The following is a 23,061-nucleotide window of genomic DNA, read 5'->3' as shown; positions in this document are numbered from 1 at the left end:
ATGTGTTAAATATATCGACGATCATCCCCTTATGCTATGCTGATTCCTTGTGGTCGTATACATTCACATTTTTAGTGGCTTGTTTCCTTCTTGCCTTCAATTTACTAAATATTATCGGGATGGTGCTAATTTTCTTTCTCGCACCAGTCTAACAATGGCTTGTATAGGCTCTGGATATCTTTGTTTTTACTTTCCTTATAAAGACGGAACAATTCAGCATTAAATTCATCTGCTTTGAGAAATCCTTTTTTATTGACCATCATATCGTTGACGTTTTCAACAATCTGGCCAAAAAGATCATGATCATCTCCAAACTTATCGTAACAATATAAGATGAAAAGTCCCCAGGTTAAATACTCATCAAATACTTTTACCGGACTTGGATAATGAACCGTACTTTTGTTTTCTACATCGACCCATAAGTCCCTATTATTGAATATTGTATCAATCTGTTTTTTGTTTTTTTCGCTCAATGGACCCACGTAGTTGTGGTCTATCTCCGTAAAAATAATGCGTGTATTGAGTGCTTTTTTGAATTTGGGGCTCCAGGATTCGTCTTCGCGGAGGGTGGGTAAAAAAAGCAAAATTTCTTTGAAACCTTTGTACTTGAAGGTGTGGGTCGCATTCATCCCGGCAATCAGCGGGGAAGTCAATACACGATAGCTATTGATTGTATAATCGAATTTCTTTTCTAACCATTCTTTTTGCTCGGCAATCGAAGCATACTCCTCATATGCTGTACGAAGGCTGTCGTAGTAGGCTTGATGCTGTTTGTAGAATGCGCGGTATCCTGTCTGTCTGGCAAATTCTTCCAGCTCTTTTTTATAGCCGGGAATGGGATTAGATTTGATCTGATGTTTTCCGACCCCTTTTGCTGGAAAAATATAGATGTTTGTCGGCATTAGTTCATCCTTCTTGAATCTAAAGCCATAGACATTGGCCGCCAGGAGGAAATAGTTGGTAAGATTCTCCCGTAGTTGCTGGTCAAATTTCTTTACGATAGGCAGATTGGAAAATGGGGTAAAATGCGATTTGACCTCTTCAAAATACGCCGTATTCTGTTTGGTCATGTTCGGATTTTCTTTTCCAAAATTCGTTATTGCAAAGATAATATAGATGAGTTCCTGTGCCTCATTGATTTCAATAGTTGTCTTGCCGTCATTTTGGGCAATATAGGCTTTGCTGAAATCGACATCCTTCTCTTGGCAAAGGGCTATATTTAGGGTTAAGACAAAACTGGTTAAAATTAAAAAGATGTTTCTTTTCATAGTATTGTTGATTTCATGCGATTATTGATGGATACCGTAAATACGACATTCTTACTTCAGTTGATTACGTTGTTGTTTCGGATTGGGTAATTTCATTATTCGATGAAATATTCCAGAATGCAATTATAGGGAGATTTCTGCTTGTTTTATAATAAAATTTGCTCAAACAGGAATGATTTTTTAAGGTGAAGCGGTTGTGTATTCGATTCGTTCAATTTGATATTGAGCTTAACTTAATACTGAGGAAATCTTTCGCTTTTATGTTTAATAGCGCACTATATGGGCTGGTTTGAGCGAAAAATTTCGTCGCATCTTTCCGGTGTCAGCAACAGTCTTAAGGGTAGACACGCACTGGCACAGAATTCTGTGCTATTAAAATTTATCGAGTGAGACGCAGAACTTTTATGAAAAATTCCCTGGGAAAGGCAATTACAGCCGGTCTGTGAGGAATTTCTATCAGTGAAGAAATGTTATGTCAGGTTATCAATCATAAAAGATTGGTACCTGATTCGTACCTTATTCGCCCCTTGTTCGGAAGCAAGCAGATATTTTACAAATTTTGACCAGCTTTCGACCAGACCCTAAACAGGAATTTTCTGGTGAAAAGCTGGTCAATAATTGTTGCAAGTCTGTTCATCTCCGAAGGTGGTACGAACACAATACGAACGCAAGCCGAAGACATTAGCCCACGACATAAAAAAACAACGGGTTAGCCTGCAGCAAAAAGTGTATTGGATTGGAAAAGCTCCGATAGAATTGAAGCCTTCATCTGGCGCCCTTTTTGAGCGTTAGATGAAGGCTTCATGTTTTAGTTAAATAGATATGCTGCAGGATTTCGCTGCGAAAAAGAATACAGCGAGCCATACAAGTCCTTTGGCCAGAAAGAAGAGAAATGCTCCAATTCCGGCACGCTTAAGCCATTTAGATTTGTTATCTTTTTGCTCCATTTATGGGATTAAACACGAACACTCCAATTTTAGTTCGCACTGGCAATAGGAGTGAATACTTCGCCAAAGTTATAAAAAGTTTGGTTTGCAATCTCTACTGCGCGATCATAAGTGGCAGGATCTTCTGAATATTTGTTTAATACGGCTGTAAAACCAGCCCACATCTCACGGCTATTTTCGCCATAACCTTCGAAGAAAGAAGTTCCTTTGGTAACGCCATATTTGTTGAGCATCTGCACGATATACGGACCACCCATGATTGAACCTTCCAAAACATATAATGATGCAAGTGCTTCCTGTACATTTGCTACAGCTGGAGCATTTGCTTCCGGCAGGTTATCTACGTTGCCACCCAGAGCTTCGATGTCGCTTTTGATGTAAGATGAGTTGCGGCGTTCGGCCAAATCTGGCAATACTTCTGCGGTTACAAAAGGAGCGATATTATCTTCTACGGCGCGGAAATAAGCATAAAAGCCTTTCAATACTTCGGCGTAATCTGCTTCTGAACGAATATTTTTCAATTGGCGCACGATCGTTCCTTCTACGTTTTGGTGAGCTGCGTGCGTTTGCTCTTTGATATGTTGACTTAACATGTTTCTATTTTTATTTATAACAATTCTATACAAAGATTCGTATTTATTTCCACAAATTTATGCTGTTTTCTGCTTTATCATCTATGAAAAATGGTTTTAATTTAAACATAAGTATGATAAAATCCAGCTGCAATAAGTTTTTTACTTTAACCTAAAGTTTGTTTTAAGTAGCAAATTTTCGTCTGCTGGCATCGAAAAATTAGTAGCCGACGAAATTGCTGTGCGGTTTTCGTCTTTTACAATGTCCTTTAGCGCTGCTGCAAGCCAGGCTTCCTTTGGATCCCCGGGATGGCGGGAGGTTTCTACCGGAGCTAAGGCCAGGTCGACGGGTATGCCATCAAAATAATCACACCAGCCATTGGCATTCCGGATGAGAAATGAAGCTAGGTATACATCGAAATCTCCAATGTGGACTGAAAAAAAACCTACAGGTTTGCCAAATGTTTGCTGACCAATCAGGCGTATGGGAATATAAGGTTTGAAACTGCTGATCAGTAATTCACTTGCCGAAGCCGTGCGTTCTGATACAATGCATGACAGCTGCTGTAATGAATTGAATTGTCCCTTTTTGATAAAGTAATGTGTATTGGCTTTTTCACTATAATCCACATCGGCGAGGGTGGCAGGGCGGCCTTTGTATTGGACCACTTTGCCATTGGCATCCAGATAGGGTTGTTTAAGGAGTAGGTTTGCTTTGCCTTGCTGTACATTCGGATGGAATTGCTCGCTGAACATAACTTTTTTATCCAGTTTGGCTGGACTAATGAGGTTGGCTAAATATTCTGCGGTCTCCACATAACCACCGCCGTTATGACGTAGATCGAGGATGAGATGTGTAACTTGCTTTTGCGCCAGTTCGGCTGCAAGCTGATCAAGTTCGGCCTTCACTGTCTGGAGCTGGGGAAAGGAGGGAATGTAAACATAAGCAATCCGTTTGTTTCCCGCAGACCAGTAGGACAGGTGTGTAGCATACCTGTAGGTTGTTTCTATACTGGCCATGTGACCACTACTTTTCTTGTCGTTACGACGACGCTCCAAATATGAATATTTGGGTTTATTGGGAATGGTCGACAATTCGTAAGGTCTATCTTTCTTGTGTAAAGCGTATTGGCTGAGGGCAAAAAGTGCCCGCTCATAAGCCGTTTGTTCGGGGTCTATCTGTGCATATTTCGTCCGCGGATCAAATGTGGTATATGAAGGGAGAGATTCCTGCCAGCGGTATAGCTGTTTGGCATACAGGTAGATTGAGTCGAGCGTCAATTCCTTTTTTGTTCCTGTTTTTGGACTAATAAGTTCATCGGGCAGAGTTGTTGTTTTACTGCCGTTCTGACAAGCTGTTATAGCAGTTATTGTAACTAATAGACCAACTATTTGGCGGATTCGACTCATTATTTGATGCGCATTTTGTTCCTCATCCCTGTAGTTGATTCGCTACAAAATGGATAATTATCTGAAATTTAATACTTTTTTACTTTTTTATTTAATATAAAAGCCTAATTTTGTGCCAATTTATTTAATTTTTGATGCCTCCGCTACTGTGGAGTATTCAAAATGTCCCAAAGGTATCCCCTTTGGGATTTTTTATTTTAGGGCAATACAGGTCGCTCTGTTTTGCTTGGCACACTGGATAAACTTTCCAAAAAAGCCAAGATATTTTCCTGTTCTTTACTGCTCAATCGGACATTTTGGATATGCGGCGATAAGGTGCCATTGATCTGTTGTCCCGCCTTTTGGGGCATGCCCTGACTCAGCAGGTTGATCAGTTCAGCTAAGCTCGAAATACTACCATTGTGCAGGTAGGGTGCAGTATGGATCACATTGCGCAGACCCGGCGTGCGAAATTTACCTTTGTCTGTTTCCAGTCCTGTTGCCTCAAAGCGACCATTGTCCAAGGCACCTTTGCTGGTAACAGCATAACCCAGGTTATGAAAATCAAGATCGGTAAAGAAGGCACCATTATGGCAGTTGATGCATTTCCCTTTTGTGCGAAACAGATGGAGGCCTTCGAGCTGTGCATCGTTTAATGCCAGGTAATTTCCTTTGATAAAACGGTCAAAGGCGGTTTCACCACTGCTAATTGATCTTGAATACGCTGCTATGGCATCCAGCAATCCTTCGACGCTCATCGTCTGGCTCGAGTAAGCCGCCTCATATAAACTGAGGTAGCCTGGTATAGCTTGCAGCTTAGCGGGTAAAGCAGCTGTATTGCCGCCCATTTCGATGGGGGAGTTGATGGCTTCGGCAATCTGCTCTCGATAAGTCATTGCGCGGCCATCGTGGAAGAGTTTGCCTTCCAGGTACCAGACATTTTCCATAGAAGGTGTATTGCGGTGATGCAGTGCGATACCATCTGCCGTTGTTTTTTGGTCGATCCAGTAGGTGTCCGGATTATGACATGAAGCGCAAGTCTTCATACCATTACCGGTGCGGGGGTCGAAAAATAAGGCTTTGCCAAGTGCTATTAGCTCGGCCTTATCTTTCGATGGGTTTTCGGGTAAAGCGGCCAGTTCACGTACCTTGATAGTGTTGTACCAAGTGGCAGCTGGCCATTGCGTTAACGATTTACTATATTGTTGACGTAAGGTTTCTTCTGGGAAAGTAGGAGCTGTAGGCTCTTCTGGGACAGAAGCGCTCTTGTTGCAACTGCATACTGCCAGTGCCGCGAAACATGCTGTTATTAAAGGTTTTGTACGATAGCGAAAATATGCGGCCAAAAATATCTTAGGCAAGGTATTAATTAATTTAAAGAGATGTTAAAATCACCTTCTGATAATAAGTTCCCGTTTTTATCCATCATCTTCAAGGATTTAATTGCGTTTCCCTGTACAGATACGGGAATGGATAGCTTTATCGTCATCGTTGCAACATCAAAGACTACATTGTTGATAGTATATTCGTTATTGAGGTTATCAATCGCTATAAAATGGTCAAAATCTGCCTTGAAATAAAGTTCATAAGTCTCTTTACTGTTTATGTTCAGCACCAGGTCGCCGCCCTTTTTGCCAGTATAATCCTGCCATTTTATGACATTGTATAATGTTGGTAAGAATACCTCAAAAGCATCGGTGAGTTTCGTGTAACGTCCGGAGATCAGTTTGATGTGGTATTTGCCTGGTTTGAGATCTTCAGGAGTATTAAATTGTGCAATGAAAGATGTTGGAGGTTGAGAAAAAGAAAGTAAGGTCTCTTTTCCATCCTTATCGACCAGATAGCCCTTGGTTTGCGCCTCGTCTGGCAAAATATTTTCTCCTCGTACTACCAAATCCTCATTTTTTGGGTAACTAAGGTAATATTTGCCTTCAAGCAGATTCATTTCTGCCTGTACCAGCGGCTGGTTGTACTGGAATACCAATGTATAATTTTTGCTGGAACCATCTTGTGCCCGCACAATATAGGTAATTGGTTTGTCGAATTGTAACTGTATTGCTGTCCCAGATGCAGGAGTAATTGTCGCTAATTCCGAAATTTTAATAGTGGGCGTAATGCTTTCGGGCTGCTCCACCAAGGGTGGCCAATATAAGATAATCTGGTCATTCACAATGCTGGCTGACAAGATTTTGCCATCAGCATCCTGAATGCTAAAAGATTCAATGTCATTGTAGGGTAGGCTGGGGTATTCCGTTTTACAGGACCAGCATGTTAGTGCTAGCATAAAAATCGCTAGAAATTGAAGGATATGTATTTGTTTTTTCAAAAATGAGTGTTGCATAATTTTTTTGGTTAAAAAAATCGTTATGCGGATGTTGATTAGGCTAAAAAGATCCGCAACCCATCCACCAGGTTGCGGAATGTTTCATTCATTAAATAGGAAGGACTATAATGCCTTAACTTCGATATTGGTATCTGCTTTTACTTGTAATTGACCTGCCACTACTTGTTGGCCAACATTTGTAAAATTAATTAACTTAACAGCATACGAAGCTCCGGAAGAATTTCCGACCAACACTGTCAAAGGTTGGATTGCTTGGTTTGCATGGCTATCTAAATCATATTCATACCATTCGCCACTACCCTGTGATGATACTGGAGTCGCTGTTGCCCAATCTGATGCTGTAACGGAAGCGATGTCTTTTGCTACCGTTCTGATCGAATAAGATCCATTAGCCTTGATCGAACCATTTACATGGCTAAAGAATGCAACTTGACCAGAGCTACTCAAGCTTTGTGCACCTGTAGCAAGGTCGACATATACTGCAGGCCAAGTTGCTGCAGCTGCTGGGCTCCACCATTCACCTACAACAGTGTAGTTACTATTTGCTTTAGCTTGGTTCAGCGCTAAAGGAGCTGTTGCTGATTCTGTTGTTGGGGCTGCTGCCCATACTGCTGCCGATAGCACAGTCACGGCCATCGCTGATTTTAAGATAATTTTGATGTTTGAGTTCATGTTGAGATCTCCTCTTGTTTTAATTTATTTAATTTTGATGCCACCATGGCATACTGTGGATGCTTGTTTATGATTCCGTTATTGTACTTGGAGACAACTGTGTCTTTACAACATCGGCCCAGTCTTTAAATTGGAATTTGATCTGCAAATTATCAAAAGTTCCGATTGGAAGAGTCGCTGGTAATGAAACTGTCATTTCGGTACGGTTATAAGATTTAATAGTCAATGGATAATCTTTTCCATTGAGTGTCATGATAACGGCCGTAGGATCTAAAATAACCTTATCTAGGCCAGCTTTTATGGTCCAATCTTTATTTTTTGCGAGATTTAGACCCAATAAGCTAACAATTACGTCAGGTTGACGGTATGTAATTTTGAGCGGATTGGCTAATTTAATGGTATGGTTGATGTTGGTCACCTCTACATCATAGGTACCTGCTTTAATATCGGATGGAATGCGGTTTTCCCGTTCGGTACCCGTATAGCTTAATTGGTATCCAATCCCCGATACTTTCAGGCTATTCGGCGTAGCCATTTGATACCTTTGTTTGGTCTCCTGATTAATCAGTGCAATACTCACCAATGAAGGATTGGTATGCATAAAGGTTCCATTAATGGCTGGAAAAGCACCTCCAGGGCCTTTTGTAAGCGAAATAGAAGATGTCGATGCAAAAGTCGCTTCAAAAGATGGTGTACTTTGCAATTCAATCTTTAAGCTATAGGTTCTTGTGGTACCTGTAGCGGACTTTACAGTATACGTCTGGTTCTTTTCATCTGTTTTAACAGGCAAAATTTCTTCTGTTAAACTGGCACCATTCGCGACTTTAATAGTAGGGTCGATGACGAGCAACCCATAATAATAAGGGAGATATACCGTAATGACATTTTTTTCATTGTCTATAGCGCCATAGATAACCTCATCATTAGGGAGGTTGATGACCTTATATTCGAGTATCTTATCTGCGGGAAGTAAGGCTAATTCTTCCGTTTTGGTGCAGCGGGTTAGCAGCAATCCTAAAAAAAGGAAGCTTAAAATGCTGTATATTCTTTTCATGTTAGTTTAGTGTCTAAATCAGAATGCTTAGCTTATATTATTTAGTTAGCAATCACAAATTTGGTACTGCCAGCTTTGGCAAGTACATATTGGAAAGAAAAGTAGGGTGTTGGTGAATCTTTAAACCAATCTTTTGGATCCAAGAGGTCTTTATAGATACTTTGTATCTTGATCTTGGCATAGTTTCCCTGGGCTGTACGGACGATCAATGTATTGCTTTCAATTGGATAGCAAACGTGTTTTTTGTTTTCCGCTCCACCACCTTTGATTACGCCATCAAAATCATATAAATACCAACCCAAGCCTTCACCAAAAGCTCCTGAATCATCCGTACCATATGCTTTTTCACCTTTGCGGAACTCGGCATCTGAAGGGATATCGACTACATCTTCGAACTTTTTCTTGACAATTAGGATACCGCCTTTCCCTGGACCACCTTTACCAAATCCGTTTGCTGTATTGTTGCAATTGATAAAACTGCGGTATATTTCTGAGCAAGAGATGTCCCATCGTGCGGTTAGTTTATAATCCGGTGTCACAGCTTTGTTCTGTTCCAGGCTGTAATATATTGGTGATTGCGCTGTGGTTGGTGCACTTCCAGCAGGTAAGTCTTCGCCAAAATTCTTAACAGTAATCAAGCGGTTGAACATAGCTTCTGGTGCAACAGGATCTGGTTCAGGCTCTACTACTGTGGGCTCGCTTTTGCTACAGGACCCCAACACAATTAAAAATGCCAATACCGGTATGAATTTTAATAGGTTGCTGCGTTTCTTTATTTTCATTGTTACTAGTTTTTTTGTGTTAGTTGATACCTTGTCCCTTTTCTATACATGTAGTAGGGTTGTTAGTATGTTATTTTTATTTAAATTGATTCTAAATAATAGTAAAGATAAAATCTTTTGCTGATAAAGTGTGTATGAAAATTGGTATTTAATATATTTTTTTCGGTTTTTGATTTTTGGTTAACAAAAGCAGCTGGAATTTTAACCAGCTACTATGCTGATACTATTTAAATTCTTGGTAATCGATGGAGTAGAAAACCATATTGCTTGCTTTTTCATCAGCATTTGGTTTTCCATCTGAATAGATGCTATTCATTCGTATTTTAAATAATGGTTTTTTATCTTTTGATATTACGAGCGTTCTATTTTCTACTACAGTTACTATATGATTGACTAAACTATAATTGCACCAACCCGATTCTGTTCTAATCGTTTGCATTGCTGGGGAAATAGTCATTTTATAGATTTCACTAGCGTTATTCTCAATAGAGATTAATTGATCAGAAGCTTGGACTTGATCAAAACTTTTATCAATATAGGATAATGTATAGCCCTTTTCGGTATTCGTTTTCAAAGTTACAGCTGCTGTTCCTGATAGACTTAACATTTTGTCGGCATCACTGGTTGCATCATTTTCTTTGAAATCAAAATAATAATCTGCTGCTGCAGTTGTTGTTGCTTTTCCATCTTCACCGATTGTAAATTGTTTGAAGTTACGAAGTGAATAGGTATTGCCTGTACGCTTGATTGTTCCTTGTGTATTGATGGTTTTGGAAACCTTTGTTAAATCAACAGTTTCACCGTCTTTGACCATAACCTTAGCTTGGTATTCCGGCTCGACTTGCTCCACCTTATCATCATCCTTGCTACAAGAAGTAAAACCTAAACTCAATGCACATAGTAGTGCTGCTGTTGTAAATAATCTATTCATCTTTAATTTAATTGTGTAATTTTTCCTTATTATAATGTGTTTGTATTTAAATCTTTACTGCCATCCTGCTGTACATAATATTTAAATGTATAGTATGGGGCAGGCCAATTGAGGTTGGTTACCGCCGCAGGATTTCCCTTATAGGCATTGATCAGCTGTAATTTGGCATATTTGCCATCGGGTAAGCGAATCGCATAGGTACGATTGGGGAGCGCCTGCATAATATGGGTGCTCAAACTATAGCGAAACCAGCCATCCGAACCATCTGTTGCTGCCCAGCCAATTTTGTTTACTTCACTTTTATTAAACTCTTCATCCGAAGGGGCTACAGTGACACTCTGATAGGCTTGTCGCAGTAAAACCACAGCGGTATTATTTGCCTGGCCGTTATAACCCGGATTGTATTCATGCTGGGAATTGTTAACATAGATCTCTGAATTATAAGGACCTGTAAAGGCAATATCCCAATCTTTTGTTTTAAGCCACTGCGCAGAATCGGCTTTGGTCTTAACCCATATTTGCTTTTGATCTTTAAAACGAAAAAGAAATATAAAAAATGGTCTTTGCTCTTTTCCTTCAGTACCTTCGCCCATGGCTGCATCGGTATCGCCAGCAAGATCTTTGATCAAGGTACTTTTGCCATCTTCTAATCCGATCGTATAGTCTTTGTCTTTCCCACAGGATACGACTGTCAATAATAATAGTGCTAAAAAAATACAACGGCCAATCTTGTGAAAGGAAAGCCAGATGCTACATTCTCCAATAATCATGCGAATCGTTCTCATCTTTTATCTTGTACTTTGTGTGCTAAATTCTTGTTCATTAGTCCTTATTATTCTTTTATCCAACGGTAGCTCACGCCGCCCATAATAACCCGCCCAGGTTGCCCTAGTAAATAACGGCTTGTAAAATTGAATAAATTGTCACCGATCAGACGCAGTGTCAATCTGCGGTTCATCAGACTCTTTTCTAACGTCATATTCACCAGTGTGTGATAGGGGATAAAGATGTCATATTTGTCGATAAACTGGTTGCCATTATATTCCTGAAAAGGTGTGGCACTTCTGAAATTGACACGCGCATTGACATTGACGCCCCAGGGTTTATATTCATATTGGGCTTTTGCATTGAACATGTGTCTCGAACGGTCCTCAATACCCCAATAATCTGATTTTTTACTCTGGCGATATTCGCCCGTAGCGGGATCGTTGATCTGGTTATAGGGATAACTTCCCTTGGCAATACTATCCAAAACACTCAGGTCTTTGGCAATCAGGTATTGATAGCCCATCGACAATTGCAGATCTTTGGTCGCCTGATAGGTCAATGAAACTTCAAAACCTTTGTTCATGGCTTTGGGCAGGTTGCGGTAGCTATAGATCTGTGCTACTTTGGTCCCGTTACCTACACTGACTGTGTTGATCTGATTGTTGATCCGATGGTAGAAGACCGAGAAATCGGCCTGAAATCTATTGGACGGACTCCAGGTAAGTCCAATATTGTTTGAAATGCTGGTTTCGGCTTTGAGATTACCCGCTACCAAATTGAGCATATAACTGTTTTTATAACTCAGTTCTCCGGCTTGATCCATGGCTGCAATCACATCGGCTACGCGCTCTGAACCGACGACCAAATAGTTGGCTGCTGGATTGAAAAAGACCTGATAGCGCATCTTATAGTCGGGTGCCTTAAATCCTGCTCCGATACCACCTTTGATCAAAAGCTTAGGGCTGACATGGTATTGTATACCCAAACTTGGACTCAGATGGCCATTGTAGACATTGGTCTGATCGTAGCGTAGACCCAGCGTTGTCAATAAGCGGTCTACAGGTTTCCATTCGGTCTGCAAATAGGCGAATGCGCTGTTCAAAGAGCGCTTGGCATCCAGATCCTGGTTGTCCATCAGTTCAAGACTACCACCTATACCACCGGTAAGTTTAACCTGCTGTGCGGGGCTATACGCAAATTGCTGTTCAATGCGGTGTACATTTTGACCAAATTGCTCGGCACTTGCAACAATACCTTGTTGCAACCATTGTGCGGCAATCTGGGAGTGGAAACGCGAGAAATAGTAACGCGTCATACTGCGCAGTCCCGACTCGAAATTATGGTTGTAACTCGCCGAAAGATTGATGTCCTGATCTTTTTGTTTATCCTGTAGTGTGGCCGATTTGGACCATGCATTGATCATTTCAGATTCCCGGGCTGCATAACGCCCTGTAACGCCCAAAGTGCCATTTTTGCTTGTACGATAACGTAGTCGCCCCTGGAAACTATAGTTGGTATAGGGCGGAAAAGTGGTACTCTTGGAGTCCAGATACTGCTTGTCGGTATTAAAACCATCCGTGTGGTAGTAATTGCCCGAAAAGACGGCGCTCCCGCGTTGATTAGCAAAAGGTGTTTCGGCTTCCAGCGTTGCATCAACGGTATTGAGACTGCCATAAAGAAGCGATGCCTGTGCCTGTGGTGTGATTGCACCATGGCGAGTAATGATATTGATCGCACCACCCAATGCGTCACTGCCGTATAAGCAGGAGGATGCGCCTTTGATAATTTCGATACGTTCGATGTTGGTCACCGAGATACGGGATAGGTCAAAGTTGCCACTATTGCGCCCCAGCATGGGTTGTCCGTCTACAAGGACCATCACGTAGTTGCTGCTGAAACCCTGGATCTGTACACCAACAGCTCTAGAGCCCCCGGCAATATCGTTGACAATGGCAATACCCGTCTGTTCTTTTAAAACTTCATCCAGACGGCGGCTGCCCATAAGCTCAATTTCACGTTTGGTGATGACTTTAACGGGCATGGCGGCATTTTCGGCCTTAACGAGATTGTCTACAGCCTGCGCTTTACCCTGCACATCAACTACATCCATCTGCCTTTCTTCAGCTTTTAACACAATGTTCAACTGCTGATTTTTGTCTTCCAAATCGATAACTTGGCGGTATTGCTGATAACCCATAGCCTGTACCTGTAATTCGTAGCGTCCAGCATAGAGCTGACTGAATTGAAATCTTCCTGCAGTATCTGTTTTAAAAGCATATTTGTCCGGATAAAGATATACGGTCGTATTGGCTACGCCTTTATTGGATTCGTTTTTCAATACACCGGAGATTTTCCATTTTTCCTGTGCTTGCAGGGTATAAACCTGGCAGGCACATAAGGCGATCAGGGTGCTTGTTCGAATAGATGAGATGCTTCTAAACACTATTTTTATTTTTACTAATTCTAAATAATGTTACAAAAAACGGTAATCCGTCTGAATTTTTCTCTATGCAAAATGTCATAAATTCTATTTAATCCGTTTTTTGTGGACTGAAAAGTAGTATATTTTAAATGTTATGTTGTTGTTTATTAGTGTTTTATACTTCTTTTTACGTTGTGGTGTGCTATTCTAAAAGATTCGGTATAATTTGTATTTAGACTGATTATTGATTTGTTTTGTACTCAAGTTGAAAGGCGAGATGCGAAAACCATTCCTGGAAATCCGCTATCGTCATCATGGAGATAAAGAATTACGATGAGTAGATTTTATGTTGTTATACTGTGTTTTGTGATGCAAATCGGTGGATGGGCGACGGCACAGCAGAGAATCATTACGTTAAACAGTTCGTTGACCGAAACGATCTACGGACTGGGAGTAGGCGAGCGCATGGTCGCTACCGATGTGACAAGTATATCGCCCAAAGCGGCTGCAGCCTTGCCGAGGGTAAGCAAAAATCGGTCGGTTTCGGCCGAAGGTCTGTTATCTTTTAAACCGAGCATCGTCATTGCGAATGAAGGCGATGTATCCAAATCGGTCATTCAGCAGATCCGTGCGGCTGGTGTGAAGTTCGTCTCCATTAAACCAAATTATTCTGTTCCGGGGGCACTTCGTTACATCCAGGAGGTCGCAGATGCCGTCGGTGAATCTGCCGCCGGTAAAAATCTGGTTTCCCGCACGAAAGTAAGCTTGGATCATACCATGGAATTAGTAAAGAAGGAAAATCAGGGTAAAGCAGCGCCCAAAGTATTGTTTTTATATGCCCGTGGTACAGGTACCATGAGTGTGGCAGGTAAGGGCAGTAGCCTGGATGCGATGATTAATCTGGCTGGTGGTAAAAATGCGGTTCAGGAATTTTCGGATTTCAAGCCCTATACGACGGAAGCGCTGGTGCAGGCCAATCCAGATATTGTGTTGCTATTTGATTTTGGCGCGAGTAGTCTTGGCGGAGAGGATGCTATCCTCAAATTGCCGGGCATGCGTATTACGAATGCGGGTAAAAACGGCCGTATCTTGGTGATGAATGCCTCACTACTGGTAAATTTCAGTAACCGGCTGCCAGACGCAATCTTAGAATTGCACCGTGGATTTGGAAGAGTGATGGATTCAAAATAAAGCCGGTGCAAAAGAAACAGAAATTTATCCTATTAGCTTTGGGCCTGGTATTGGGTGTTGTAAGTATTGTTGCCTTGGGGATGGGGGCCTACCATATTCCGTCCGCTGACATCTTAACGATGTTGACGCAAAAATTGCACTTGGGAAGTGCCGAAGCTGTGCACAATATGCAAGGAGATGTTCTTTTTGAGATTCGTATGCCGCGTCTTTTGCTCGGACTTTTGGTGGGGGCAGCACTTGGTATATCGGGTGCTGCGATCCAGGGTATATTTCGCAACCCATTGGCAGAGCCCGGATTGATAGGGATTTCTTCTGGAGCGTCCCTTTTTGCAGTACTGATCATTGCCTTTGAAACTTTTCTCTTCACCTCTTTAGCGGCCTGGATTGGATATTATATATTGGCTTTTGGTGCTTTTGTGGGCGCTGGTTTAACCGCTTTTTTGGTTTACCGTATCGCCAGTAAAAATGGCCGTCCAAATGTGACGACGATGTTGTTGGCGGGTATTGCCATCAATGCCTTTGCTGGTGCGTTGACGGGTTTGATGACTTATATGTCGACGGAGCAACAATTGCGTACCATCACATTTTGGATGCTGGGCAGTCTTGGCGGGGCTACTTGGGATAACCTAAGGGCGTTGGCTCCCTTTATTTTGATCCCGGTGCTGATCTTGCCTTTTTTTGGAAAGTCGTTGAATGCCTTTTCCCTCGGGGAGTTGCAGGCGGATCTTTTGGGTATGCGTACCGATCGCGTCAAACGCTGGGTGGTTGTCTTATCCACGCTTGCTGTGGGAGCATCCGTTGCGGTGTCGGGCATTATTGGTTTTGTGGGATTGATTGTTCCACATACAGTTCGCCTGATGGGTGGGGCGGATCACAGATTTGTGCTCCCCGGATCATTACTATTAGGGGCACTGGTGTTGACATTGGCAGACGTGATTGCCCGGGTCGCCGTGGCACCCATCGAATTGCCCATTGGCGTGATTACAGCTTTACTGGGTACACCGGTATTCTTGTATATTTTAATCAAAGATAAATAGTCTTTAGGCAGAGGCTTAAAAAATAATCGCATTATGCTACGTGTAGAGAAGATCAACTACGAAGTGAACGGACGAAAGCTCCTAAAGGATATTACCTTTCAGGTGCGCAAAGGAGAAATTCTGGCAATCCTAGGAGCCAATGGCGCTGGTAAATCGACGCTGATGGGGGTGCTTTGTGGTGAAAAGAAGCCGGATTCGGGAGCTGTTCATCTCAATGGCAAGGCGCTGTCGGCATACGAGCCTGCGGCTTTGGCCAAATGCAGGGCTTTACTGAGTCAACAGCAGCAGATGACATTGAGTTTTAGTGTAGAAGAGATTGTGCTGATGGGACGGTATCCGCATTATAAGAATAGCCCCAAGCAACATGACTATAAGATCGTGGCCGAAACCATGGACCTTTGTGGGGTATCTGCTTTTGCTGAACGGGATTTTTTGAGCCTTTCTGGTGGTGAACAGCAGCGTGTTCATCTTGCGCGGATCCTGGCGCAGATATGGGATAATCCGGATGCGTTGTTGTTATTGGATGAACCGATTTCGGCATTGGATCTGCACTATCAGCAGAAAGTACTGGCCATTGCACGGGCACTTGCCCGAAAAGGATTTATGGTGGTGCTGATTGTGCACGATGTCAATTTTGCCGCCATGTATGCCGATCGTATTTTAATGCTCAAAAATGGCCGAAAGCTCTTTCATGGTACACCGGTGGAGGTATTGGCCCAAAAGGAGATCTATACCATCTTTTCGGTTGAGTCCAATGTCATTATGAATCCAAGAACATTGAAACCTTATGTTCAGTTGGAGGAAATGGATATTGACTTGGATTAGACATGTTATTTAGAAAGATTATAAATAATTTTAAAATACCATCTTATTTCGTTAATTTTAACTGCTTCAGGCTTATTTAGGATTTGTAATCATGTTGGTGAAAAGTAAAATAGTAGAGTTGGCAGATTGGCTTTTTGAAGAAGAAATTCCGGATGGCTATGTTCCCGACAAACCTTTGGTCGAAAATAGGATATCCATATCCAAAGATCCTGTCCATATGGAGAATTTTCAGCTATCGACTTCAGGATTGTTTATCTTGCATTCGAAAATGCAGTTTGATCGGCCAGTGCAGGTGCTTACGGAGATCGAGGGCGAGACCATAACCAGCCAGTTTATCTTTTTTAAGCCGACAGATAGCAAGTTGCCTTACGGCATGAGCCGGCATAATATACGCTACATTCCTTCGGTCAAATCCATTCATGAAGTGGAACCTGGTATTGAATACACGTATTTTATAGCCGTTATTTCCAAAGAGTATTACCTCAATCTGATCAAACGCGATTCGTTATTGCATCAGCAATTTGTGCATGAGATCGAAAAGGGAGAGTATGTGTCGTTTTCGGAGGAGGATCTGATGGCAACCTACGAGATGCAGCATACCATAACTGAGCTGATTGAATCTAAAAAGAAAGGGGAGATCCGTCGATTACATACCGAGTCACGTGTTGTTGAGCTGCTGATGTATCAGTTTGAGCAATACAATGAGAAAACGGAAAGCAGTGATTCGCTCTTTCATGAGGAGGATGTGCAGCGACTGGAGATGGCGCGACAGATTCTTGAACAGCGTATTGCCAATCCACCGACGCAAAAAGAACTGGCAGCAGAGGTGCTGACGAGTGAAAGTAAACTACGTAAGGACTTTAAGGAATATTTTTCAGTGACCATTCACGACTACCTCACACGGGTGCGTATGGAAAAAGCCAAAAGTTATCTGCTCGAAGATAAAATGACGGTCTATGAGGTGGCGCTGTTGACGGGCTATGGTCATCAGAATAATTTTAGCAGTGCATTTAAAAAATATTATGGGATCTCGCCAGGTGAACTCAAAATGTAATGGTGAATTCAAAATGTCATAAAACGTTTTTATAATCTGTTTTTTTGGATCGGAAAGATCAGGTCATCTGTGATTGCATAACATTGATACGCTGTAGATAATTCCCGACTGTCTAGCCCTGTAAACTTACTAAATGCAGGCAGGATAATTTGATGATCAGAAACCATAAAACAGGGTAAGCGTAACTGCCGTCTCGGTGGTATGACAAGACTGACTCCTGGATGCAGATGGCCGCTAATCCTGAAGGAAGATTGATCTTCCGCATCGATGGGGTGGTGTTTAAATTGTATCTGCTGCAGTTCAAAAATTTCGTCATGTTGGTGGATGTTAAATCGATCGGTCATTTGTTTCGACAGGCGATCATGGTTTCCTTTGACCAAGTGGAGGAGAAGCGTTGGATATCTCGTTTTCAATTGTTCCAATAGTAGCACTTCTTGATTGATACCTGCATGAACCAAATCTCCAACAACAATAACCTGAACGGGCTGATAATAATCCACTAGGCGCTCGAGTCGATTGAGATCGGCTATTGTGGTATCCATGGGGATTGCAATACCGTGCTTTCTGAAATGTGCTGCTTTGCCAAGATGCAGATCGGACAGAATCAATGTTTTTTCTGATTTCCAAAATATAGAGCGTTGATTGTTAAGGATTAATTGCTGCTTATTAAAGGTAATTGTTTGCTCTTTGATCTTCATTTTCTACGTTTCTTTTTTTGCATGTTGGCCTTTTCCATCCGTTGGATACGCTCGATCAGTGCTTCACTCGACAGCGACTGCCGCAGGCTATCGACCTTGATCGGAAAGCTCAGTGGCGTATACTCTTCGACAAAGGTATAACGTATTTTACTATTGTTTATCCTGTCGAATGCTTTTATTAAACGATATTCTTCCAATTGTTGGTTGAACACTTCGCTAAAAGCTTGTTTAAGGAGTAGGTTGCTCGGGTCGTGCTCCATTAATACCTTGAAAATAATTCCGGATGAAGCCTGTAGGGATTTGTTGTTTTGCTGTGTACCCGGATAATTTTGAACCACCAATCCCGAAATGACAGCAATATCTCTAAATTTACGGCTGGCCATTTCTGCGGAGTTGATGCTGCTGATCACATCTTCCATCAGATTTTTACGGCTCAAGACCTCTTTGAGCTGTGATTGGCTCAGTTGGATGTCCTTGTCGGAATAGAGTTCAAAACCATAATCATTCATGGCCATGGAAAAACTGATGGGAAACAATTTACTGATGCGATAGGCGACGAGCGCTGCCATGACCTCATGGATCAGTCTACCCTCCAAAGGGTAGAAAAAGAGATGATGTCCTTCTCTTGTTTTGATATGTTCGACAAGAAATTCCGCTTCGCTCGGCACGGCCGAAAGTTCGGTCTGTTTTTCGATCAATGGTGCCAGGAAATGAAGCTCTTTTTCACTGGAAGGAGCTCCTGTTGCTGCAGCCAATTTTTTACGAAGGAAATGGCTTAAATTGGACGATAAGGGAAGTCTGCCCCCGAGCCAGCTTGGAGTAATGGCTTTACCCGACGAGTTTCTTACGAATACGGTCATTTCCTTGACCATCACAAGTTCCAGGACACGTCCCGCAAGAATAAATCGCTCGCCTTTTTTGAGTTTACTGATAAAATATTCTTCGATCATGCCGATATAACCACCGGAGAGGAACTTCACGCGCATCATGGCGTCCCCTACAATAGCGCCTATATTGAGTCGATGCAGCAGTGCCAGGCGACGATTTTTGATGATCCATTTACCTTCTTCATCTTGGATAACCTTGTGAAATTCTTCGTAGCGTTTACCAATTTTTCCCCCTGCGGTAATAAAATACATGCACCATTGCCATTCTTCCTGATCCATATAGCGAAAGGCATGGGTATTGGCGACGATCGCATGCAGTTGTTCCGAACGAAATCCCCCACCCAGGGCGATGGTTACCATGAATTGAACAAGCACATCGAAAGTTTGAACCATAGGATCCCGGTTTTCGATCGTCTGCGTTTTTACGGCCTCCTTCAGTGCGGCGACCTCGATGAGCTCCAGGGAGTGCGTAGGGACGAAATAAATCGTAGAGGTTTCGAAAGGGCTATGGCCGCTTCTTCCAGCGCGTTGCATAAACCGGGCTACACCTTTACTCGAGCCAATCTGGATGACTGTATCAACGGGTTTGAAATCTACCCCTAAGTCCAAGGAAGAGGTCGACACGACTGCTTTAAGTTTGCCGTTGCTGAGATTATCTTCGATCCATTCGCGGATATTGGCATCAATAGAGCTGTGGTGTAAGGCGATTTGTCCGGCAAAATCTGGATGTGCCTGTAAAAGGAGCTGATACCACATTTCGCTTTGGCTGCGTGTGTTGGTAAATAGGATTGTGCTTTTGCTCTGGAGTATAATGGGGACGACCTGGTCCGCTAGGTTGCCTCCAAGGTGTCCTGCCCAGGGCAATAGTTCCACTTTGCTGGGGTAAATTGGTTTGATCGCTATCTTCTTTTTCTCTTTAGCGACAATTTGGATACGTTTTTTTTCTGTTGGCAACAGAACCTCCATAGCTTCCTCGAGATTGCCTATGGTGGCAGTGATCCCCCAAACGCGCATCTTTTTATAGTGCGATTTGAGGAAGGCGAGCGCCAGTTCGACCATAACACCACGTTTGTTGCCCATCAGTTCATGCCATTCGTCCACGGTGATACACCGGAGATTTTTGAAATACTTATCCCGTTGTTTTTGTGCGAGCAGCAAATGAAGACTTTCGGGTGTGACGAGCAGAATATCGGGCATCGATCGTGTCTGTTGCGCTTTTACTTTCGGATTGGTGTCGCCATTGCGAACCTGAACGACCCAGTCCAGCCCAATATCGTCTATGGCCTTTTGCATTGCTCGTGCAAGATCTTTAGCTAACGAGCGTAAGGGTGTTACCCAAAGTAGCTTCAAACCCTTTTGGTGCTGATCCGGGTTATTAAGAAAGTCTATCAGTACCGCCATAAATAACGAAAAGGTTTTTCCAAATCCTGTTGGTGCAATAACTAGTCCGCTATAACCCTGCGCGTATTTCTCCCAGGCCTTGGTCTGAAAGCTAAAGGGAACATTTCCCTGGGATTCGAAATAATTGTTGACAATTCGAAATCCTTCACTATGTGCTATCTTCTCGTTCACGCTGTTTTATCGTCTCAAATTTTTATTGAATCAATTGTTTTATATCGTCAAGGGTGTCGATCTCTGTCGCTGTTTTGTCCTTTCGCCAGCGTAAAATCCTTGGAAAGCGTAATGCTACGCCAGATTTGTGTCTTTTGCTGTATCCTATCCCTTCAAAGGCAATCTCAAAGACAAGCTCGGGTCTAACCGTGCGGACGGGGCCAAATTTTTCCAGTGAATTTCGTTTGACAAACCGGCTTACTTCAAGGATTTCCTTGTCTGTAAGCCCCGAATAGGCTTTAGCGATCGTGACCAACTGATCGCCATCTTTTACGGCAAAGGTATAATCTGTGTAATGTGCACTCCGCCGACCGCTACCTTTTTGTGCGTAGATGAGTACAGCATCTATACTCATCGGATTGACTTTCCACTTCCACCAGCCTCCTTTTTTGCGACCGGCGTAATAAGGTGAATCCATTTTCTTGAGCATGATGCCCTCACTGTTAAGCTCGCGTGCTGCAGTTTGGATTTGTTGAAGGGCTGTCCAGTCCTCGGCATGTATCAACGGTGATAGTTTTAATATGGTACCCGGATTGGCTGCATAAAGTTCTTCCAGCTGTACACGCCTGTATGCAAGAGGCTCCTGACGGAGATCCATTCCATTCAGTTCTAAGAGATCATAAAGGTAGACTGAAATAGGTACTTCCTCACGCAAAGCCTTTGGGATTGTTTTGCGATTGATCCGTTTTTGTAGTTCTGAAAAATTAAGTACACGATCGTCTTTAACCGCGAGAATCTCCCCATCAAGCACAAAGCTTCCGCTCCATTGACTGAGCGCCGTAGTAATTTCGGGAAACTGGGCTGTAACAAGTTCTTCCCCGCGTGACCAGATGTGTATGTCCCCGCTGCGCTTGATAAGCTGACCGCGTATTCCATCCCATTTATATTCGATTTGCCATGTCTTAATTGGACCTAGTTCTTCTGGTTCTTTTTCAATAGGATAGGCGAGGCAGAAAGGATAAGGTTTGGATAAGTTGGTGTCACTATATGTGCCACGAATAAGTTTTTCAAATTTGACTTCATGTGGATTCCAATCGCCCATGATGCTGTGCGCTACCGCACTCGCCTCAGTACCTGTATATTGAGCAAGGGCATTGATTAAGCCTTTTGCTGAAATGCCCAAACGGAAGCTTCCGCCCAGAAGTTTGTTAAAAATAAAGCGCTCGACGGTGCTTAGCCCGTTCCAGGATCGAAGAACGAAAGCTTTTTTCTCTGCGATGGATGCATTTTGTAAGGCAATGATTTCATCCATCCAGTCGCTAAGGCTTTTCTCTATCAGTTGCGATGCCGGTGGCAAAAGTAGAGCCAAGGTTTCGGATAGATCACCTACGGTAGCATAGGATTCAACAAATAACCATTCGGGAATTTCTGTTATTTCTAAAGTCCAGGTTTTGAGGTCCTTGACCGCGATACTCCGTTTCGGCCTTTTCCCTGTCATCAAAGCGAGAAACCAAAGTTTATCTTTTTCAGAGGCTTCCCTGAAAAAATGCAAAACAGCCTCTTTTTTCAAATTGGTCTTGTTGCTGCTGTCGAGAGCATGTATCAATGTTGCAAATTTTTTCATAAGCTATCTTAAGTCGTTTGGACTTGGGGATCTTCTTCATCACCATACTGTGTGGTGACCTCTTCCGCTTCAATGCCGATTTCATTGAGATATTTGGCAAAGGTAGCTGTTTGCCCGTGGGTCACATATACTTTTTCGGCCGAACTGCCACGTACTGCCTGCAATAAACCTGACCAGTCGGCGTGGTCACTGATTGCAAAACCAGCATCTGCGCTGCGCCATCGTCGCGCCCCACGGATTTGCATCCAGCCCGAACAGATGGCATAGGCAACATTGGGTATTTTTTGAAGGAGCTGGCTGTCCAGCAGTGCTGGCGGAAGCAATACAATCTGCTTGTCTAGTTCTTTTGGAGCTGATTTTACGTCCGCAATCTGATAGGGTGGTAGTTTTACACCTGCCTGGCTGTAGGCCTCATTTAATTTAGCAATACTGTAATGTACATATACTGGACCCATTTCATGTACAGCATTTAGAATACGCTGCGATTTTCCAAGCGAATACCCTATAAAAACGGATGTCTTATGATTGCTTTGGTTGTTCTTAATCCAAGATTGCAGTCGTTCATTTTGTACCGCTACAGACTCCCATCGATAAATCGGAAGACCGAAAGTACTTTCTGTAATGAGCTCATGGCATTTCATCGGCTCAAATGGTGTACATAAGCCATCCTCCTGAATTTTGTAATCGCCAGTAAATACGACAACTTTACCTTTATACTCCAGGCGAATCTGGGCAGAACCAATGATATGTCCGGCGGGGTGCAGGGAAACTCTGACACCATTGATGTGGACAGGTTCATTGTAAGCGATTCCCTGGATTTGAATATCTGGACCGATCCGGCTCCGAAGAATATTGACTGTGAAATGATGACAGAGGTACTTCTTCATTCCCCAGTGGGCATGATCTGCATGGCCATGAGAAATAACAGCCAAATCAACAGGCTTCCATGGGTCGAGATAAAACTTACCGGGAATGCAGTATATGCCTTTTGATGTAAAACGTATCATATTTGTTAAAACAGGCTTTGACAGACTAAAGTTTTACT

The 23,061-nt window shown here is 42.7% G+C and carries 19 protein-coding genes; 4 read left to right on the top strand and 15 right to left on the bottom strand.

All coding sequences use genetic code 11. From position 1 onward, the window contains the following. Positions 1-125 precede the first annotated feature (125 nt). The 11 genes from OK025_RS22980 to OK025_RS22930 all read right to left on the bottom strand — a co-directional run bounded on the left by OK025_RS22980 (position 126) and on the right by OK025_RS22930 (position 13,170). Positions 126-1,268 (bottom strand): DUF4932 domain-containing protein, encoded by a 1,143-nt coding sequence (locus OK025_RS22980; protein WP_317667056.1) that lies wholly within the window; start codon positions 1,266-1,268, stop codon positions 126-128. A 976-nt stretch (positions 1,269-2,244) separates the two neighbouring features. After that, positions 2,245-2,808, bottom strand: a complete 564-nt coding sequence (locus OK025_RS22975; protein WP_317667054.1) for a biliverdin-producing heme oxygenase — start codon at positions 2,806-2,808, stop codon at positions 2,245-2,247. Between the two features lie 141 nt (positions 2,809-2,949). Continuing rightward, on the bottom strand, positions 2,950-4,197 hold the full coding sequence (locus OK025_RS22970; RefSeq protein WP_317667052.1) for a S41 family peptidase: 1,248 nt from the start codon (positions 4,195-4,197) through the stop codon (positions 2,950-2,952). Positions 4,198-4,394: 197 nt separating this feature from the next. Beyond that, a complete protein-coding gene (locus tag OK025_RS22965; protein ID WP_317667051.1) occupies positions 4,395-5,537 on the bottom strand; it encodes a cytochrome-c peroxidase in 1,143 nt (380 codons plus the stop codon). Positions 5,538-5,545: 8 nt separating this feature from the next. After that, positions 5,546-6,517 carry a hypothetical protein gene (locus tag OK025_RS22960; protein WP_317667050.1) on the bottom strand — a complete coding sequence of 324 codons (972 nt, stop codon included), beginning with the start codon at positions 6,515-6,517 and terminating at the stop codon, positions 5,546-5,548. A gap of 105 nt (positions 6,518-6,622) precedes the next feature. Continuing rightward, positions 6,623-7,192: a hypothetical protein gene (locus OK025_RS22955; RefSeq protein ID WP_317667049.1), complete on the bottom strand. Its 570-nt coding sequence runs from the start codon at positions 7,190-7,192 to the stop codon at positions 6,623-6,625. 67 nt (positions 7,193-7,259) lie between these two features. Beyond that, a complete protein-coding gene (locus OK025_RS22950; RefSeq protein ID WP_317667048.1) occupies positions 7,260-8,246 on the bottom strand; it encodes a hypothetical protein in 987 nt (328 codons plus the stop codon). Positions 8,247-8,287: 41 nt separating this feature from the next. Continuing rightward, the gene (locus OK025_RS22945; protein ID WP_317667047.1) at positions 8,288-9,028 is read right to left on the bottom strand and encodes an HmuY family protein; all 741 of its coding nucleotides are present in this window, start codon (positions 9,026-9,028) and stop codon (positions 8,288-8,290) included. A 223-nt stretch (positions 9,029-9,251) separates the two neighbouring features. After that, the gene (locus OK025_RS22940) at positions 9,252-9,959 is read right to left on the bottom strand and encodes a hypothetical protein (RefSeq protein WP_317667046.1); all 708 of its coding nucleotides are present in this window, start codon (positions 9,957-9,959) and stop codon (positions 9,252-9,254) included. Positions 9,960-9,988: 29 nt separating this feature from the next. After that, positions 9,989-10,744 (bottom strand): HmuY family protein, encoded by a 756-nt coding sequence (locus tag OK025_RS22935; RefSeq protein ID WP_317667044.1) that lies wholly within the window; start codon positions 10,742-10,744, stop codon positions 9,989-9,991. Between the two features lie 47 nt (positions 10,745-10,791). After that, positions 10,792-13,170 carry a TonB-dependent receptor gene (locus tag OK025_RS22930; protein WP_317667043.1) on the bottom strand — a complete coding sequence of 793 codons (2,379 nt, stop codon included), beginning with the start codon at positions 13,168-13,170 and terminating at the stop codon, positions 10,792-10,794. A gap of 312 nt (positions 13,171-13,482) precedes the next feature. On the opposite strand from OK025_RS22930, the gene OK025_RS22925 reads away from it, so the two are divergent. From OK025_RS22925 to OK025_RS22910, 4 genes are all read left to right on the top strand, one after another. Next, positions 13,483-14,340, top strand: coding sequence for a hemin ABC transporter substrate-binding protein (locus tag OK025_RS22925; protein ID WP_317667042.1), 858 nt, complete (start codon positions 13,483-13,485; stop codon positions 14,338-14,340). Positions 14,341-14,345: 5 nt separating this feature from the next. Then, positions 14,346-15,377 (top strand): FecCD family ABC transporter permease, encoded by a 1,032-nt coding sequence (locus tag OK025_RS22920; protein ID WP_286849486.1) that lies wholly within the window; start codon positions 14,346-14,348, stop codon positions 15,375-15,377. Positions 15,378-15,410: 33 nt separating this feature from the next. Continuing rightward, complete coding sequence (locus tag OK025_RS22915) at positions 15,411-16,202, top strand: heme ABC transporter ATP-binding protein (RefSeq protein WP_317667040.1); 792 nt, start codon at positions 15,411-15,413, stop codon at positions 16,200-16,202. Positions 16,203-16,293: 91 nt separating this feature from the next. After that, complete coding sequence (locus OK025_RS22910; protein WP_075992433.1) at positions 16,294-17,256, top strand: helix-turn-helix transcriptional regulator; 963 nt, start codon at positions 16,294-16,296, stop codon at positions 17,254-17,256. A 29-nt stretch (positions 17,257-17,285) separates the two neighbouring features. Here OK025_RS22910 and pdeM read toward each other — a convergent pair whose 3' ends face one another. The 4 genes from pdeM to OK025_RS22890 are packed head-to-tail and all read right to left on the bottom strand — an operon-like array spanning position 17,286 to position 23,023. Continuing rightward, positions 17,286-17,954, bottom strand: coding sequence for a ligase-associated DNA damage response endonuclease PdeM (pdeM, locus tag OK025_RS22905; RefSeq protein WP_317667038.1), 669 nt, complete (start codon positions 17,952-17,954; stop codon positions 17,286-17,288). Next, positions 17,951-20,413 (bottom strand): ligase-associated DNA damage response DEXH box helicase, encoded by a 2,463-nt coding sequence (locus OK025_RS22900; protein WP_317667037.1) that lies wholly within the window; start codon positions 20,411-20,413, stop codon positions 17,951-17,953. The genes pdeM and OK025_RS22900 overlap by 4 nt, the downstream gene beginning before the upstream one ends. Before the next feature lie 22 nt (positions 20,414-20,435). Then, positions 20,436-22,016 carry an ATP-dependent DNA ligase gene (locus OK025_RS22895; protein WP_317667036.1) on the bottom strand — a complete coding sequence of 527 codons (1,581 nt, stop codon included), beginning with the start codon at positions 22,014-22,016 and terminating at the stop codon, positions 20,436-20,438. An 8-nt stretch (positions 22,017-22,024) separates the two neighbouring features. Next, the gene (locus OK025_RS22890) at positions 22,025-23,023 is read right to left on the bottom strand and encodes a ligase-associated DNA damage response exonuclease (RefSeq protein ID WP_317667034.1); all 999 of its coding nucleotides are present in this window, start codon (positions 23,021-23,023) and stop codon (positions 22,025-22,027) included. Positions 23,024-23,061 lie beyond the last annotated feature (38 nt).

It is taken from the genome of Sphingobacterium sp. UGAL515B_05 (assembly GCF_033097525.1).
Classification (GTDB): domain Bacteria; phylum Bacteroidota; class Bacteroidia; order Sphingobacteriales; family Sphingobacteriaceae; genus Sphingobacterium.
Note: the sequence above shows the minus strand (reverse complement) of the source record. Positions and strands in the feature narration are given on the sequence as shown.